Source organism: Nocardia sp. NPDC055050 (genome assembly GCF_053608345.1).
On the sequence record NZ_JBSGVG010000001.1, the window covers coordinates 472,510 to 489,516 of the forward strand.

Consider the following 17,007-nt stretch of genomic DNA (forward strand, 5'->3'; position numbering starts at 1 on the left):
TGGCACTTCAACTAGGCTGTTTTCTCATGATCGACCTCCGATTCCTGCGCGAGAACCCGGAAGCCGTCCGTGCCTCGCAGCGGACCCGCGGTGAGGACCCCGCGCTCGTCGACGCCCTGCTCGAAGCCGACGCCGCGCGCCGGGCCGCCGTGGCCACCGCCGACAACTTGCGCGCCGAACACAAGGCCATGGGCAAGGTGATCGGCAAGGCGAGCAAAGAGGAGCGCCCCGCGCTGCTGGCCGCCGCCACCGACATGTCCACCAAGGTCAAAGAGGCCGAGCTCGCCGAGAACGCCGCCGACGCCGAACTCGACGCCGCGCAGCGCGCCATCTCCAATGTCGTGCAGGACGGCGCGCCCGCGGGCGGCGAGGACGACTATGTCGTGCTCGAAACCGTCGGCGCCCCACCAGTTTTCGACTTCGAGCCCAAGGATCACCTCGAGCTGGGCGAGTCGCTGCACCTGTTCGACATGGAACGTGGCGCCAAGGTGTCGGGCTCGCGGTTCTACTTCATGACCGGCTACGGCGCGTTGCTGCAGATGGGTCTGCTGCAGCTGGCCGCGCAGAAAGCCGTGGCCAACGGGTTCACCATGATGATCCCGCCGGTGCTCGTGCGACCGGAGATCATGGCGGGAACCGGGTTCCTCGGTCAGCACTCGGCCGAGGTCTACCACCTCGAAGAGGACGACCTCTACCTCGTGGGGACCTCGGAGGTGCCGCTGGCCGGCTACCACTCCGACGAGATCCTCGATCTGAGTGCGGGCCCGAAGCGCTATGCGGGCTGGTCGTCGTGCTTCCGCCGCGAGGCCGGTAGCTACGGCAAGGACACCCGCGGCATCATCCGCGTGCACCAGTTCGACAAGGTCGAGATGTTCGTCTACACCACCCCTGAGCAGGCCGATGCCGAGCATCAGCGGCTGCTGGCCTGGGAGCGCGAGATGCTGGCCGCCATCGATGTGCCCTACCGGGTGATCGACGTGGCGGGTGGCGACCTGGGTAGCTCGGCGGCGCGCAAATTCGACTGCGAGGCCTGGGTGCCCACTCAGCAGACCTACCGCGAACTCACCTCCACCTCGAACTGCACCACCTTCCAGGCGCGCAGGCTCTCGGTCCGCTACCGCGACGAGAACGGGAAAGCGCAGATCGCGGCCACGTTGAACGGCACTTTGGCCACGACACGCTGGATTGTGGCGATCCTGGAGAACCACCAGCAGGCCGACGGTTCGGTGCGGGTGCCCGAGGCGCTGGTCCCGTTCGTCGGTACCGATATCCTGAAGCCGTAAGATGCTCAGTGTTTGCTGGCGACCCATTTGCCGGATGTGGCAAACACCCTGACCCATCAACATCTAGGCTGGTGCACGTGCGAGGAATCGGGGCGCGCGGCGATACCCGAACCCGGGTGCGGGCGGCATCGGCGTTGGCGACGGCAAAGGTCATGGCCAGGACAACGGGGGCGTTCTACGTTCTCGGTGGTGTCCTCGGCCTGATGATCACTGCCGTCGCGCCGGGCGACGACGGCAATCGCGCCGTGGTCGGCACCGCGGCGGCGATCTCGGTGGTTCTCGGTCTCACGCTGCTCGCGTGGGGTCCGCGGATGCCGCACGGCCTGCACCACGCCTACCTCGCCACCGCGGCGGTGCTCGTCGCGATCGCGGTGTACGACTTCCCCAACCTGGTCGGCGCCATCACCCTGGCCTCGTTCTTCGTCTTCGTCGCCTGCGACGCGGCGCTGTTCTTCGCCTGGACCCAGGCCGCCGCGCACATCGGTTTCGCGATGGTGCTGTGCCTGCTGGTGTTGCCCGCGCGCGGGTTGCCGTGGTGGTCCGGGCTGATCCCGGCCGGTGTCACCTTCGGCGCCGGCGTGGTGGTCGGCATCCTCACCAGGATGGCGTCGGAAGCCGATATCGACGTGCTCACCGGCCTGCTCAACCGGCGCGGTTTCGAGAAGCAGCTCAACCCGGCGATCGACGCGGCCGGTCGCGGTGGTCAGGGCATGGCCCTGGTGCTGGTCGACCTCGACCGATTCCAGAAGATCAACGATCACCTCGGCCACCGCGCGGGCGACGCCGTCCTGCAGCGGGTCGCCGATACCTGGCTCGACCTGCTCGCGCCCGGCCAGGTGCTGGCCCGCTTCGGCGGCGACGTGTTCGCGCTGCTGTTGCCCGGGACCACCGAGCAGGCCGCGATCCTGCTCACCGAACAACTGCGGGCCGCGGTGACCATGGGCTGCTCGGCCGGTGTCACCTCCTGGCAGCCGGGCGAGTCCGGTTCGCTGCTGGTCAGCCGTGCCGACGTGGGCCTGTACCGGGCCAAGCAGGCGGGCCGCAACCGCACGGTGCTGGAATCGTCGCGTCAGCTCCCACTGGCGGTGGAACTGCGCGAGGCAATCGACCGCGGTGCGCTCGACGTGCACTACCAGCCGATCGTCAGCCTCACCGAGGACGGCGGCCAGGCGGTCGGCGTCGAGGCGCTGCTGCGCTGGTCGTCGAGCGCGCAGCCCGAGGTCACCACCGAGGGCCTGATCCGTGTCGCCGAGGAATACGACCTCATCTCCGACCTGGACGAGCTGGTCCTGCGCCGCGCCTGCGCCGACGCCGCCCGCCTGCAGGAGAGCTTCGCGTCGCTGAACCTCACCCTCAACGTGAACGTCTCCGGCCTCGAACTGGCCGAGACCGAATACGCCGAGCGGGTCGCGACCATCCTGTCCGATACCGGCTGGCCCGCCGACCAGCTCGTCCTCGAGGTGACCGAGAGCGAACTCGCCGCCGAATCCCAGACCGCGATCACCAACCTGCACACCCTGCGCGACCGTGGCGTGCGCATCGCCATCGACGATTTCGGCACCGGTTACTCCTCGCTGAGCCGCCTGGCCACCATCCCCAGCGACATCCTCAAGGTCGACCAGTCCTTCGTCGCCGCCATCCGCTCCGATTCCCCCGCCCCTCCGCTGCTCAGCGTCATCGCCGCGCTGAGCAAATCGCTCGACCTGCAGGTCATCGCCGAGGGCGTGGAAACCGAATACCAGGCCGCCGTCCTCACCGAACTCGGCTTCGCCCTGGCCCAGGGCTACCACTACAGCGACTCGCACCCGGTCTCGGAGCTCATCAACGATCTCAACGACGGCCGTCCGCTGGTGAGCGCCACCGACGAGGACGATTCCCTTGCCGCCAACGGCTGGATCCCGCTCGGATAATCGCTTGACCCGGCCGGTCGTGGCGCGAACGATAGAACCCATGCGGATGCTCGTCTACGGCTGTTGATCTTTCCCGCTCCGGCACGCGGTGGCCTGGTTGAGGCGTGAGCCGACCGGCGTCGGCGACCTCACGGTGCGCGCGGTCCTGTTCAAGGGCACCCGCGACCTGCTACCGATCTATGCCCTCTACGGCGTTCTCTTCGCCGATCACGGGCTGAGTACCGCGCAGATCTCGCTGCTGTTGGCGATCTGGTCGGTGACGGCGTTCCTGCTCGAGGTGCCATCCGGCGCGTGGGCCGACACGGTGCCGCGTCGTCGCCTGCTAGTCCTGAGCTGTGTGTTGCAGGCCGCGTGTTTCACCCTCTGGATGCTGGTGCCGTCGTTCGCCGGCTTCGCGCTCGGCTTCCTCGTCTGGGGTATCGCGAGCGCACTGGAATCGGGAACCTTCGAGGCGCTGATCTACGACGATCTGGTCGCGCGCGGTGCACCGTCCGCCTACCCGCGAATCATGGGGTGGACGCGCGGTGCGCAGGAGAGCACCGTGCTCGTGGCGATCATCGCCGCCGCCCCGCTCTTCGCCATCGGCGGCTATGCGCTGGTGGGCTGGGTCAGCGTCGGTGTCGGCCTCCTGCACACGCTGACCGCGCTGGCTCTGCCCAGCGCGCCCGTCGCCATCTCCGCCACCGCTGTCGACGATCTCGAGGACGAGCCCGCACCCGGACCGGTGGGCCCGCACGTCAAACCGGGAGCGGTGGCGCCACAGTCGAGTTCGCCCGGTTCCACCTCGTCGCGCTATCTCGCCATGCTCAAAACGGGTCTCGCCGAAGCACTTCACGTCCGCCGGGTGCGTCGAGGCGTGCTGCTCGGCGCGCTGCTGTACGGCGTCACCGCCTTCGATGAGTACTTCGGCTTGCTCGCGGTGTCCGGCGGCGCGTCGACCAGTACGTCGGCGCTGCTGGTCGGCGTCACCGTCGCGGGTTCGCTGATCGGTTCGCTGCTGGCGGGCCGCACCGAGGTCGTGTCGGCTCGCACGTTGGCCGTCGCGCTGTTCGTCGCCGGAATCCTGTTCATCGCGGGCGCGTTGGCAGTCGGGGTGGCGGCGGGCCCCGCGCTGGTCTGGGTGGGATTCGTCGGCATCGGCATCGCCTACGGCATCGACTTCAACGCCGAGGTCATCGCGGGTGCGCGGCTTCAGGATGCGATCGAGGGCCCGGCCAGGGCCACCGTCACCTCGGTGTCCGGGCTGCTCTCCGAGATCGTCGCGCTGGGTGTGTTCGCGTTCGTCGCGGCCGCGACGCAGTGGCTCGCGATGTCGACGACTATCGCGCTGCTCGGATCGGTGTTGCTGGTCGCCGCCGCGTTGACGCCCACCTGGCTGCCGCCGCGTCACGGCACCGAGCGTGGTAGGACTGAGAACGCAACCCCTGAGCAAGGGGGAGACTTCGGGTAGCACCCACCTCGCACCAAGGACGCCCATACGTGACGCCGACCGCCAACCGTCGAGGTCCCGGACGAGCGAGCTTCGCTGGGAGGCGCAAGACCGCTGGGCTCGTGTTCGGGTTCGCTATCGGGGCGGGAGTCGCAGTACAAGGGCGGATCAACGGTGCGCTGGGTGCGCGGCTGGCCGACGGGATCGCGGCGGCCACCATCAGCTTCGGCACCGGGCTCATCGCTCTGCTGATCGCCTTCGCTGTCAGCCCGGCGCTGCGCGCGGGCGTCACCAAGGTGCGTGTGGCGGTATCGGAGGGCAGGTTGGCGCCCTGGCAGTTGCTCGGCGGATTGTGCGGCGCGTTCTTCGTAGCGGCGCAGGGACTCACCATCGCGGCGATCGGCGTCACCGCGTTCACTGTCGCGGTGGTCGCGGGCCAGCTCCTGAGCAGCCTCGTGGTCGACCGGCTCGGCCTCGCCCCGAACGGCCGAACCCCGATCACCGCGTGGCGCCTCGTCGCGGCCGCCCTCGGCATCACCGGGGTCGTGCTCTCGGCAGGCGGCAGTTCCGCCCCGGCCACCGTCACCACCGGCGTCCCGGATATCCCAGCCCTGCTCATCGTCCTGCCCGCCCTCGCGGGCATCGGTCTGGCCTGGCAACAGGCGGTCAACGGCCGGGTCGGCGCCACCGGCGGCCCCTTCACCGCCACCCTGCTCAACTTCGGCGTGGGCCTGACCGCGCTGCTCCTGCTCGACCTGTACACCCTGGCCACCACGGGCCTGCCCACCGAATTCCCCACCGACCTCTGGCTCTACACCGGCGGCTTGATCGGCGTCGCGTTCATCGCCCTGGCCGCCGTAACGGTCGGCTTGATCGGCGTCCTGCTGCTCGGCCTCACCTCGGTGGCCGGCCAGCTGGTCGCGGCGATGGTGCTCGACGCCGCCGACGCGAGACTGTCGCTCACCACCGTCGTGAGCTGTGCGATCGTGCTGGCGGCGGTGGCGGTGGCGAGCCGGAGCAGTCGCTGACCCAGACGCCGAAATGCTAGGTTTCAGGCGAACTGCGGCTGGGATCTCGGCCGTTTCGCCGGGTGCGGCGGAGAGCGAGTTGGGGGAGTACCGAATTGATCGAGCCGCTGTCGACGAGTGACTCGCCGATGATCGGACGCTATCGGGTGCGCGGTGTGCTCGGTGCGGGCGGAATGGGCCGGGTCGTCCTGGCGACGGGCCCCGACGGGCGCTTCGTCGCGATCAAGCAGATTCATTCGCATCTGCTCGACGATCGTGAGTTCCGGGCGCGGTTCGAGCGTGAAGTCGCCATCTCCGCCCGGGTGTCGGGGGCATTCACGGCGGCGGTGGTCGATTTCGAGACCACCGGCGAAACACCGTGGCTCGCTTCGGTCTTCATCGCAGGGGTGGGGCTGGACAAAGCGGTGCGCGAGCTGGGCCCACTGCCGGTCCCCGCGTTGCGCACCCTGGCTTCCGGCATGGCCTCCGCGCTGCACTCGATCCACAGCACCGGCCTGGTGCATCGAGATCTCAAACCCGCCAACGTGATTCTGGCCGCCGACGGACCGCGCGTGATCGACTTCGGCATCGCGCAGGCGGTCGGTACCGGGGCCGCGCTCACCGAAGTGGGTGCCGTGGTCGGCTCGCCCGCGTACATGTCACCGGAACAGGCGAACAGCGAACCGATCACCTCCGCGAGCGATGTCTTCTCCCTCGGCTCACTGCTGTGCATGGCCGCGACGGGAACGGCACCGTTCGCGGCGTCCTCCGCTCCCTACACCCTGTTCAACATCGTCCACAGCGAGCCGCAACTCGACGATGTCCCCGCGCCGCTGCGCGATCTGATCGCGGGTTGTCTGCGCAAGGACCCGAGGGCCAGACCGACACCCGCTCAGATCCTGGACTACCTGGGGGTCCTGCCCGTTCAGGCGCACCCGTGGCCCGCGCCTGTCCATGCCGAAATCGCCGCCCAGACACAGAAACTGGTCGCGCTGACCTCGGACCCCGAAGCGACGCAGATCATTCCGGCGTACACGCCGACCGCACCGCCATCCGTCCCGGTGCCTGCCGAGAAGCGCCGGACCGCACTTCGGCTGGGAATTGTCGCGGCGACCGCGGTGGTGATCGCCGGCGCGCTCACCGCAGTTGTCTTGCGCGCCAACGACTCCGCGACAACACCTCAGGACACGCCGCAGGCGATACCGACCGCGACGCTCCCCGGCCTGGACCAACTGCGTGGCACCGATGCGTGCACCTGGGTGCCGCAGGCACTCGGAAAGACCTTGCCCACCGAGGTCGCCGCGAAGGCCTCGCCGGATGTCTCGTCCTGGCGCTGGCAGGCGACGTCGAGTTGGGGATGTGACGGCACCTCTGGTGGCGCGCGCATGGCCGTCGAGATCGGTGCCGCGCTGAACGGATTCGAATCCGGCAAGCAGGTGGTCAACGGTTACGCGATTGCCCGCCGCGGCGACGACTGCGCGTTCGCGATCGAGGGTGGCGAGCAAGCCGCGCGTTGGGGCATCATCGTCGACACCTTCTCGCGCGGCGAATGCCGCCTCGCCGACCACGTCCTCGAGCGGCTCACCGCCTCGCTCGCCGAACTGCGTCCCGACACCGCCGCGCAGAAATCGCTGTCGTCGGTAGACCCCTGTGCCCTGGTGGACAATTCGGCCTTTGCCGCTCTCGGCCCGGTCGTGGCGAAATCCGCGCACTCCTGCGAGTGGTCGGGTGACTCCACCGTGCGGATCACCTTGTCGCAGCCACGGCGACGAGCGACCTCCATGGAGGAGAAGGTGATCGATATCGGCGACGGTGTGCTGGTCGACAATCTCGACAGCGTGATGCTGGGGCCGAACGAATGCCGTCGGGTGTATCAGTTCCGCAAGGTCGGCGAGACTTTTCGCGAGGATGTCGAAGTGTCCGTCAGCAATCCGAACCAACGCGAAGGGCAACTCTGCGCGATCGCCGATCCGCTCGTGAAGCAGGCGGTCGGCCGGTTGCCCGCGCGGTAGCGGCGCCGAACTCGCGGGTGATAGTTTCACGGCAGAGTTCGGGAGGGGCCTGGCGTTCGACGCTGCGGTCGGAGGGGAATGTTCGTGCGTAATCGGTTGCGTTGGCTGGCGCCGTTGTTATCGCTCACCCTGCTCACCGCGGCATGCGGTGACAACGCCGCACCCGATCACGGTGACTATGCCCTCGAACCGGTGGCGGGCGACTACGACGACGCGCCGAATGCGGTGCGCGGAACGCTGGTGGAATCCGTGCGCATCGGCGAGCGGTTACTGCTCGCCAACCGCATCGACCCGGAATTGACCGACGGCAACGGCGGCGGGCTGATCGTCGGGATACGCGGCGTAGACGATCTGCTCTCGGGCGTCCAGCGAACCGCACTCGGGCCGTTCGACGTGCTGGCCGGCTACGGCGCGATCGCGAGCAACGGCCAGTCGGACAACGAATCGAAGCACAAGCTGCTGTCGATCGCGATCCTGTCCCTACCCGATGAGGCCCAGGCGACGGCGGCCGCGCAGGCGATGGCTGCCGCGGATTTCACCGCGAATACCGAGAACGCGCCCCTGTCTCTTTCGGAATATCCTGCCGCACTGTCGCATTGGCGACCCGGTGTGCCCACGGTCGGGAGCTGGCTGGTGTGGAAGAACCTGGTGATCAGGTTGTACGCCAAGATCATCGAGCCCAGCCCCGAATTGTTGACCGATCTGCTCACACGGACCTACCGCGCTCAGCTGGCCGAGCTCGGCACCTTGGTTCCGACGCCCGCCGCCGACATACCGAAGCTGAAACTCGACAGCGACAAGTTGCTCACCCATATAGTGAAGACTGGCGACTACTGGCCCAACAAGTGGGAATTCATGGTCTACGGCCCTCGTTCCTATGCCCTGCTACGCGACGATCCGTCGGTCAACCTGCGTGATTTCGAACAGAGCTCGATCGACGCGATCGCGGTGTCGTACAACAAGTTTCTGTATCGCGCGCGGGACAGCGAAGCCGCGAAGACCTACGCCGACCTCGAGGAAAAGCATTCGCTGGCTGCCGATTACACCCCGCTGACAGGTCCGCCGGGACTCTCGGGTGTTTCCTGCTACCGCGCAGCGAGGCCGGACAACAGGTCGGTTCCCGCCCGGCGGTTCTCCTGCCTGGTGCGATACAACGAGTTCGTGGTCCGCCTCTACAGCAACCAGGAGACCGATATTCGACAGCAGGCGGTCGCGCAGCACGCGCTACTGAGCGGGTCGTGGTGAACACGGGAGGCGCGGCGATGAAACCGCTGAATTCGCAGGATCCCGAACAGCTGGGCCGCTATCGCCTGCTTGCCGTGATCGGCCGGGGTGGCATGGGACAGGTGCTGCTCGGCCAGGGCCAGGACGGCCGGTTGGTCGCGGTGAAGCAGATCCACCGCCAGTTCACCGGCAATCCGGAATTCCGTGCCAGGTTCCGGCGAGAGGTGCTCGCCTCACAGCAGGTCACCGGCGCCTACACCGCGGGCGTGGTCGACCACGACGCGGAATCCGAAACGCCATGGCTGGCTTCCGAATACATCGCGGGCCCTGGCTTGCAGGACATGGTCGGCGAGTTCGGCCGCCTGAACCTGAGCGGGCTGAAACTCCTGGCCACCGGCCTGGCGATGGCGCTGCTCGAGATCCACCGCACCGGCCTGGTGCACCGCGACCTCAAGCCGAGCAACATCCTGCTCACCAACGACGGTCCACGCGTGATCGACTTCGGCATCGCCAGGGCGCTCGAGGACGACGTCAACCTCACCGCCACCGGAGCGGTGATCGGATCGCCCGCGTATATGTCACCCGAACAGGCCGAATGCCGCCCTTTGACAACAGCTTCCGATGTTTTCGCCGTCGGTGCGGTTCTCGCGATGGCGGCCACCGGCGCGAGCCCGTTCGACGCGGCCTCCACCCCGCAGGTCCTCTACAACGTGCTCTACAGCTCCCCGGATACCACCGGAATTCCGGAGCAGATCCGCGCGCTGGTCGATGCTTGCCTCGCCAAGGACCCGTCGGCGCGACCGACCCCCGAGCAGTTGCTCGACGCGGTGAGCGGGATCGACGCCGAACCTGTCTGGCCGGTCCGGATCCGCAGACGCATCGCCGACTGCCAGGCCGAGGCGGGTCGCTGGGCAGACGGAACCGCTGCTGCCACAGCGTCGATCGCACCCGAACAGCCGAAGCCGAAGTGGGCGCGACTGGTTCTCGCTGCCGCGACGGTGTCGGCACTGGTGCTGGCTTCCATCGCTATTTGTGGCGTCGGCGTCGAGGGCAACGCGGTGGCGATGGATGATCCGCCACTGGCGCTGACCCACGACGAATCCCGCCGCCTCGACCTCTGCGCGTTGCTCGATCCGTCAGTGCTCGGTGAACTAGGCACTGCGACAAGTGAAGTCGTCTCGAACGCCATCGGCGGTTGCACCGTCGGGTATCGCGATCAGGCCGGTCGCACGGTGTCTTTCAGCCTGCGTAACAACGACAATGTCGCCGAGGTACGTGATGACAGACAGCCGATGGGTAGCTCCATCAATTGGATGCCGGTACTCGGACTTCACAAAGAGTCCGCCTCCTGTGACCGCATAGTGGTGACCCAGAGCGGTTTGCCGATGGCGCTGACTATGGGCGCGAGCACCTATCCGCCCGCAGGCGACCTCTGTCCGGCGTCCGAGCGCGCGCTCGCGGCGGTGGTCCGTCGTCTGTCGGTCAATCCGCCGCTGCGGACCTTCCCGCAGGGCTCGCTGCTGCCACTCGACCCGTGCTCGCTGATCGACATCGCGGCCACTCGTTCGTTGGTCGGTGATCCCGTGCGCACGTCGACTCCCCATAGCTGCGCGTTGACCGGCGCTGACGGCTCCTTTTCGCTCGATATCAACGAGCGCACCCGGCCGGACAGTGTTACGGGCGGAAGGGTCCGGCAAACAAGCACTATCGGCGATCACACGGTCTATCTCGACGGCAGCAGTCCCGAATACTGCACCTTCATCGTGATGGTGATGCCGACCAAAGACGATCAGGCCGAGCAAGTGCGGGCCCAGTACTTCTCGAACACCGCGCGGGCCAGTGGGAACTGTGAGACTGCCGGCGATCTGCTCGAACCCGTACTCGAGAAGTTGCCCCCATCATGACGATCATTCCCCTCGGTCCCAGCGATCCACCCACCATCGGTCGCTACCGAGTGCTCGGCACACTCGAGTCCGCGGCCGGATTCCGGTCCGTGCTGGCCTCCGGCCCCGATGACTCGCTGGTCGTGGTGCGACAGGCGCTACCGGAACTTCTCGACGAGCCGGATTTCCGGATCAGGATGCGGCACAGCGCGATTGCCGCGATGCGTGTCTCCGGTTCCGCCAACACCACGGTGATCGATGTCGACGCCGACGCGGAAAAACCGTGGGTGGCATCAGCATTCGTGCCAGGCGTGCGCCTCGACACCGCCGTAGCCGAGCACGGGCCACTGCCTGTGCCTGCCGTTCGTGCCCTGGCCGCCGCGCTCGCCTCCGCACTGCGGACCGTGCATGCCGCAGGCCTCGTGCATCAGCGCATCCGGGCCGACACGGTGCTGTTGGCCAGGGACAGTGGCCGTCTCGGTGAAGTCGGTATCACCCCGGCCGCCGGGACCGCCACTGCGACGGCGACGGGCACGCCGGACTTCCTGTCGCCGGAGCAGTCGCTCGGGTACGAGCTGACGCCGGCTTCGGACGTGTTCTCCCTCGGTTCCGTCCTCGCTTTCGCGGCCTCCGGCGTCGCACCGTTCGCCGCACCGTCGGTGCCGTACACGCTGTTCAACATCGCCCAGCGCGAACCCGATCTGAGCCGGGTGCCGGAGCCACTGTTCGAGATGCTGGCCGCGTGCCTGCGCAAGGATCCGGCAGCCCGCCCCACGCCAGGACAGATCCTCGACTATCTCGGTGCCCAGCCGAGCGGTCCGCCACCGTGGCCCGCCCCCGTGCTAGATGACATCGGGCGCCAGCAACACGAGATCTCGGCGCTGCTGGCCGCCCTGCCCGCGATCGCCGCACCGGAACCCGTATCTGGACGGCCTTTTCCGGTGGTCATCGCCGAATCGGGGCGTGCGGCCGTCGAATACGGCAGGCGTGCACTGGAATCCGGTCGTCGTCGTTGGAGTGCGGCGAGTCCGAGGGCGCGCGGCGGTCTGGCAGGTGGACTGGCGGCACTGCTCGTGGCGCTCGCCGGGATCAGTTACTTCGCGACACGCGAAGAGAGCGAGCCGGGACCGGTGACCGGGCTGACCCTGGCGCAGTTGCGGCAGATCGATGCCTGCCCCTGGCTGACCTCGGCCCTCGGCGACTCGGTGCCGGTCGCGCCGACCCCACTGGCCGCGGCAACATGGGAGCTGAGTCCGTCCCCGAGCTGGGGGTGTAGCGCCAGTTCCAACCGCTACGCCCTCTACCTCTACCTGGGGCAGGAGGACGAATACCTGACGCCGAACAAGACGGTGGTAGAAGGGGTTCCGATCATCGACGGCAGCGCGGCAGCCTGTACGCGGGCCATCGCGAGCCCCGGCGCCGAGCACGAGTCCGGCATCGTCATCGTCCTCAGCAATCCGTCCGGGGTGAAGGAATGCGCGGGCCTCGACTACATCGCGGCCAACCTCGCCCGGTCACTGACGACCGCGCCGCGCGCCGAGGGCAGGGAGTCCTCGCTGGCGCTGCTGGAACCGTGCGCGCTGCTCGACCGCGCCGCCGTCGCCGAGAAGATCGGCGTCCTGCCGCCCGAGCCCACGATCGCCGACGCGCACACCTGCCGGTGGGACGGGCGCGTGCGAGTCACCCTGGAGCTGGTCAGCACCAGCACGAGCACGACGGGCAAGGACCTGGAGCTCGTCACGGTCGACGGGGTCCAGGTGTATCTCGGCAAGGGCGGTTCGAAGGCCATCTGCTCCCGTGCCTTCCTGGTGCCGGATGCCGGGGCGGAGACCATCGAGGTCTCGGTACACGGAACCGAGGGATTCCGCGACGAGTATTGCGCGATCGCCTCGTCCCTGCTGCGACAGGCGGTCGGGAATCTGCCCGAGCGCTGAGCCGGGCCCGGCTACGGTGAAGACTGCGATCCGCAGATCACCACGAAGGGGCAACGATGGACCAGCTCGGAGTAGCGGTAGTCGGGTACGGCCTGGCCGGGTCGGTGTTCCACGCGCCGCTCATCGCCGCCGATCCGCGGATGCGGGTGGCCGCGGTGGTGACCGCATCGCAGGAGCGGGCCGCACAGGCGCGGGCCGAGCATCCGGGGGTGCGGGTGTGGGCGTCGGCGCAGGAAATGTTCGTCGAGGACGAGGATGTCGATCTCGCGGTGATCGCCACGCCGAATCGCTCGCACGCGCCGCTGGCGTTGCAGGCGCTGGCTGCCGGGTTGCCGGTGGTGGTGGACAAGCCGTTCGCGGTGACGGCGGCTGATGCCGAGGAAGTGGTCGAGGCCGCCGCGCGGGCCGATCTGCCGCTGAGTGTTTTCCAGAATCGTCGCTGGGACAACGACTTTCTGACCGTACGGGCGCTGATGGAGGCCGGCGAGCTGGGTGAGGTCCGCCGGTTCGAGTCCAGGTTCGAGCGGTGGAGGCCGGTTCCCAAGGGGGGCTGGCGTGAAGTGGGCGATGCCGAGGACGGTGCGGGCATCCTGTTCGATCTGGGCAGCCACCTGGTCGACCAGGCGCTGACGTTGTTCGGCCCGGTCACCGAGGTCTACGCCGAACTCGACCGCCGCCGCCCGGAGGTCGGAGCCGACGACGACGCCTTCATCGCCCTCACCCACGCCAACGGCACCCGGTCGCAGTTGTGGATGAGTGCCGTCGCGCCGCAACTGGGTCCGCGCCTGCGTGTGCTCGGATCCGCCAACGGCTACACCGTCTCCGGCCTCGACCCCCAGGAAGACGAACTGCGCGCAGGCCGCCGCCCGGACGACGGAAAACCTTGGGGCACAGTCCCACCCGAAAAGTGGGGCACCTTCGGCGCAGGCGAGGATCTACGCCCGATCCCCACCCTTCCCGGCGACTACCCCGCCTTCTACGCGGGAATGGCCGCCGCCCTGCTCGACGGAGCTCCGGTCCCGGTCGACCCCCGCGACGCCGTGGAAACCCTGCGAATTCTCGAATACGCCCGCCACGTAGCCGAACCCGCCGATCTCACTTCTTGACCACCAGCACGAGCCGAAGGTGTGATCCGACGGCTCCGTCGAGCACATCCATGCAGAGCCGCAGCCCGATGATGCGGAACGGCTGCAGCCGACTATTGCGCCGGCGCGATGTTCTGGTTGAGGTGGAACAGGTTGGCCGGGTCGTAGGTCTTCTTGACCGCGGCCAGGCGGTCGAAGTTCGGGCCGTAGTTGGCGCGGATGCGGCCCTGGTCGTCGGAGCCCATGAAGTTGATGTAGCCGCCGTCGGCGGTATGGGGTTCCAGCGCGGAGTGGTAGTCGCGGACCCACCTGATGTTGGCGTCGTTGTCGATCGCATCGGGCCACATCCCGGCGATCACGGGGGCGAAATTCGCGGTGCGGTAGGCGAACGCGGTGTCGTCCACCGCGACGTCCTGCACGGCGCCGTCGATCGGGTAGAGGTGCATGGTGGACTGCACCGCGGGCACTCGCGGGCCGAACTCGAGATGAGCGGCGAGGGCGCCGTCGGTGAGTTCGGGTTGGAACGCCGCCTTCCAGTAGTGCTGCAGGCCGGGAGGCAAGAGACCGTCGAATGCGCTGTTGAGGGCCGGGTAGGGCATCCGGCCGACGTGCTCGGCCACCGGCGTCGCGACCGCCCGCAGGTCCGCGAGCAGGGCTTCGGCCTCCTGATCGGGGCCGTTGAAGCAGGACACCAGCAGGACGAACGGCTCGCCGACGCGTTCCTCGGGAATGAACGGCAGCGGCGGCGCGATCTGGAAGCCGGGGAAGGCGCCCATCGCGCGCGGTGCCGCGGCGATCCAGTCGCGGTAGGTCCGCAACAGCTCTTCGGCGACGTCGAGCTCGAAGAACATGGGTCCGCCGTAGATCGTGTCCACCGGGTGCAGGTCGAACTCCATTTCGGTGACCACACCGAAATTGCCGCCGCCGCCGCGCAGCGCCCAGTACAGATCGGGGTGCTCGGTCGCGTTCGCGGTCACGAAGGTGCCGTCGGCCAGCACCACATCGGCGGACCGGAGGTTGTCGATGGACAGACCGTAGGCGCGGGCGAGGTAGCCGATCCCGCCGCCGAGAGTCAGGCCGGTGACCCCGGTGGTGGAGATGATGCCGCCGGTGGTGGCGAGCCCGAAGGAATGCGCGGCGTGGTCGAAGTCGCCCCAGTCGCAGCCGCCCTGTACGCGGGCGATCCGCCGTTCGGGATCGACGCGGATGCCCTTCATGGCGCTCAGGTCCAAGACGATGCCGTCGTCGACGGTGCCGAAACCGGGCACGCTGTGGGAGCCGGCGCGGATGGCGAGGTCGAGTCCGCTCTCGCGGGCGGCCTCGACGGTGGTACGCACGTCGGCGACGTCGACCGCGCGGACGACCGCGAGGGGCCGGCGGTCGATCATCGCGTTGTAGACCGAACGCGCCTGGTCGTAGCCGGGTGAGTCCGCGGTGATCACCTCACCGCGAATCGCTTCGAGGATGGTCGATACAGGTGTGCCGTTCATTGTCGCTCCCTGGTCGGGTCGAGAATGAGCCGAACAAACGCAGTGCGTGATCGTGGAACGGAGGGGTGGATCGGACTGTCTCGATGGACCCCGAACTCAAATTACCCCGGTCGCCGTCCCTGGTTCAAGGTTCAGAGCTTGCGAGAGCGCAGCTCGTGACCCTTGGAGGTCTTGCAGCGCCCCGATTCCAGGTCCCACTGCCAGCCGTGCAGGTTGCAGGTGAGGTTGTTACCTTCCACCACACCGAATTTGGAGAGGTCGGCCTTGAGGTGGGGGCAGCGGCGCTGGACTTCCCAGCCGTCGAGTTCGGTGACGGCGGAGTCGTCGTGTGCCTCGGAGAACCAGCCGTCGGCGTAGGCGATGCGCTCGTCGGTGAGGCACTTGAAGAAGGTGTAGAGGAACTCGTTGTAGCCGCCGATGCGCCACGCCTGGAAGCGGGTGGACAGGAAGATCGTGTTCACCCAGTCCGGCTCGTTGTCGCGCAGCACGGTGCGTACCAGTTCGGGGGCGATGCGGAAGCCGTAGCGGTAGCGGCCTTCGCCCTCGAGCGGCGCGCGCACGGTGCGGTGCGGGAAGTCCAGGACGATGGTCTCCTCGCCGATCACCAGGCCCACGGGGTAGCCGATGCCGTCGCTGATCAGCGCGCTCTGCTTCATGATCGGTTCGAAGAGCTCACGCAGCGGCTCGAGCAGCGAACCCTCGCCGGTCTCCCACGACGCCTTCTCCGCGGCCAGCACCGGCGCGAAACGCTGCGCCATCTCCGCGATGTAGGCGGCCTTGTCGCCGTAGATCCGATCCGGGTCGAACGGGTGCGCGAGGTCGAGCTCCTTGCCGCGCACATCGGCGACCGAACCGGGGATCATCAGGATCCCGCCGGGGTTGCCGTGAATGTTCATCTGATCGAGGAACACGATCTGGTCGGGGAAGATGTTGCCTTCGTCGCCGCGATCGTCGTTGAGGTAGCGCAGTTCGTCGTCGAGGAACACCGGCGGACCCGCCGAGGGCACCACCCAGGTCGCGCCGACCTGCTCGATGTAGGAGCGCGCGCGATCCATGCCACGCTGACGCTTCTGCTTGCCGAAGTTGGCCTTGGTCCGCGCCGGGATGTCGTACACGGCCGGGTACCAGATCGCGCCCGAGTACTGCAGCAGGTGGATGTCGATGTCGCCGAACGCGTCGTGGATGACGTCCATGTCCACCGGTCGGGCGTCGTTCATGTTGAAACAGGTGGTCTCACCGTCGGAGATGAGAATTCCGGAGTCGCCGATCGGGCCGTCGGCGGGCGCGCGCAACGCGACGACCATGATGTCCACGGAGCCCTTCGGCCCGGTGATCGTGTGCTTGACCGAGTCCTCGGTCTCGAAGAACTTGGTGAAACCCAGCGCCTCGAGCTCACGGCGCAGGTCGAGCACCGGGTAGTCGGGCAGCAGGATCGTGGCGTCCTTGTTCACGTACTTCGCCAGGTGGGCGGCGTCGAAGTGATCGCGGTGCAGGTGCGAGACGTACAGGTAGTCGACATCGCCGAGGGTCTCCCAGTCGAGCTGGGAGTTGTCCGGGAAGGGGAACCACGACGCGAAGTACGCGGGGTTCACCCAGGGATCGCACAGGATCGTGCCGGCCTCGGTTCGGATATGGAAGCCGGCGTGTCCGACGCTGGTGATCTGCACGAGCTGTTTCCTCCTACCAGGATCTGATTCGCCGGATCAATGGCGAGCTACCGCCTCGGGCCCCCTGACTGCTTCGGCGTACC

General features: G+C 67.8%; 11 protein-coding genes. 9 read left to right on the forward strand and 2 right to left on the reverse strand.

Going from position 1 to position 17,007, the window contains the following annotated elements; translation table 11 throughout:
- The first annotated feature begins 26 nt into the window (after positions 1-26).
- From serS to ACWGCN_RS02515, 9 genes are all read left to right on the forward strand, one after another.
- Positions 27-1,283: a serine--tRNA ligase gene (gene serS, locus ACWGCN_RS02475; protein ID WP_378989447.1), complete on the forward strand. Its 1,257-nt coding sequence runs from the start codon at positions 27-29 to the stop codon at positions 1,281-1,283.
- A 77-nt stretch (positions 1,284-1,360) separates the two neighbouring features.
- Positions 1,361-3,193, forward strand: a complete 1,833-nt coding sequence (locus tag ACWGCN_RS02480; RefSeq protein WP_378637876.1) for a putative bifunctional diguanylate cyclase/phosphodiesterase — start codon at positions 1,361-1,363, stop codon at positions 3,191-3,193.
- Between the two features lie 88 nt (positions 3,194-3,281).
- Positions 3,282-4,643: an MFS transporter gene (locus tag ACWGCN_RS02485; RefSeq protein ID WP_387445993.1), complete on the forward strand. Its 1,362-nt coding sequence runs from the start codon at positions 3,282-3,284 to the stop codon at positions 4,641-4,643.
- Positions 4,644-4,744: 101 nt separating this feature from the next.
- A complete protein-coding gene (locus ACWGCN_RS02490; protein WP_452459461.1) occupies positions 4,745-5,650 on the forward strand; it encodes a DMT family transporter in 906 nt (301 codons plus the stop codon).
- Positions 5,651-5,745: 95 nt separating this feature from the next.
- Positions 5,746-7,641 carry a protein kinase domain-containing protein gene (locus ACWGCN_RS02495; protein WP_452459462.1) on the forward strand — a complete coding sequence of 632 codons (1,896 nt, stop codon included), beginning with the start codon at positions 5,746-5,748 and terminating at the stop codon, positions 7,639-7,641.
- 78 nt (positions 7,642-7,719) lie between these two features.
- Positions 7,720-8,886: a DUF7373 family lipoprotein gene (locus ACWGCN_RS02500; RefSeq protein ID WP_378989451.1), complete on the forward strand. Its 1,167-nt coding sequence runs from the start codon at positions 7,720-7,722 to the stop codon at positions 8,884-8,886.
- A complete protein-coding gene (locus ACWGCN_RS02505; RefSeq protein WP_452449824.1) occupies positions 8,880-10,769 on the forward strand; it encodes a serine/threonine-protein kinase in 1,890 nt (629 codons plus the stop codon). The genes ACWGCN_RS02500 and ACWGCN_RS02505 overlap by 7 nt, the downstream gene beginning before the upstream one ends.
- Positions 10,766-12,682 (forward strand): protein kinase domain-containing protein, encoded by a 1,917-nt coding sequence (locus ACWGCN_RS02510; RefSeq protein WP_452459463.1) that lies wholly within the window; start codon positions 10,766-10,768, stop codon positions 12,680-12,682. Before ACWGCN_RS02505 ends, ACWGCN_RS02510 begins: the two co-directional genes overlap by 4 nt.
- A gap of 56 nt (positions 12,683-12,738) precedes the next feature.
- Positions 12,739-13,788, forward strand: coding sequence for a Gfo/Idh/MocA family protein (locus ACWGCN_RS02515; protein ID WP_452459464.1), 1,050 nt, complete (start codon positions 12,739-12,741; stop codon positions 13,786-13,788).
- 92 nt (positions 13,789-13,880) lie between these two features.
- On the opposite strand, the gene ACWGCN_RS02520 is transcribed toward ACWGCN_RS02515, so the two are convergent.
- A complete protein-coding gene (locus tag ACWGCN_RS02520) occupies positions 13,881-15,257 on the reverse strand; it encodes an FAD-binding oxidoreductase (RefSeq protein ID WP_452459465.1) in 1,377 nt (458 codons plus the stop codon).
- A 131-nt stretch (positions 15,258-15,388) separates the two neighbouring features.
- Positions 15,389-16,924 (reverse strand): Rieske 2Fe-2S domain-containing protein, encoded by a 1,536-nt coding sequence (locus ACWGCN_RS02525; protein WP_452459466.1) that lies wholly within the window; start codon positions 16,922-16,924, stop codon positions 15,389-15,391.
- Positions 16,925-17,007 lie beyond the last annotated feature (83 nt).

What these genes read in the sequence shown, in the direction of transcription:
- serS (WP_378989447.1), top strand. Translation starts at nt 27, where the DNA reads ATGATCGACCTCCGATTCCTGCGCGAGAACCCGGAAGCCGTCCGTGCC.
- ACWGCN_RS02500 (WP_378989451.1), top strand. Translation starts at nt 7,720, where the DNA reads ATGTTCGTGCGTAATCGGTTGCGTTGGCTGGCGCCGTTGTTATCGCTC.
- ACWGCN_RS02510 (WP_452459463.1), top strand. Translation starts at nt 10,766, where the DNA reads ATGACGATCATTCCCCTCGGTCCCAGCGATCCACCCACCATCGGTCGC.
- ACWGCN_RS02515 (WP_452459464.1), top strand. Translation starts at nt 12,739, where the DNA reads ATGGACCAGCTCGGAGTAGCGGTAGTCGGGTACGGCCTGGCCGGGTCG.
- ACWGCN_RS02520 (WP_452459465.1), bottom strand. Translation starts at nt 15,257, where the DNA reads ATGAACGGCACACCTGTATCGACCATCCTCGAAGCGATTCGCGGTGAG.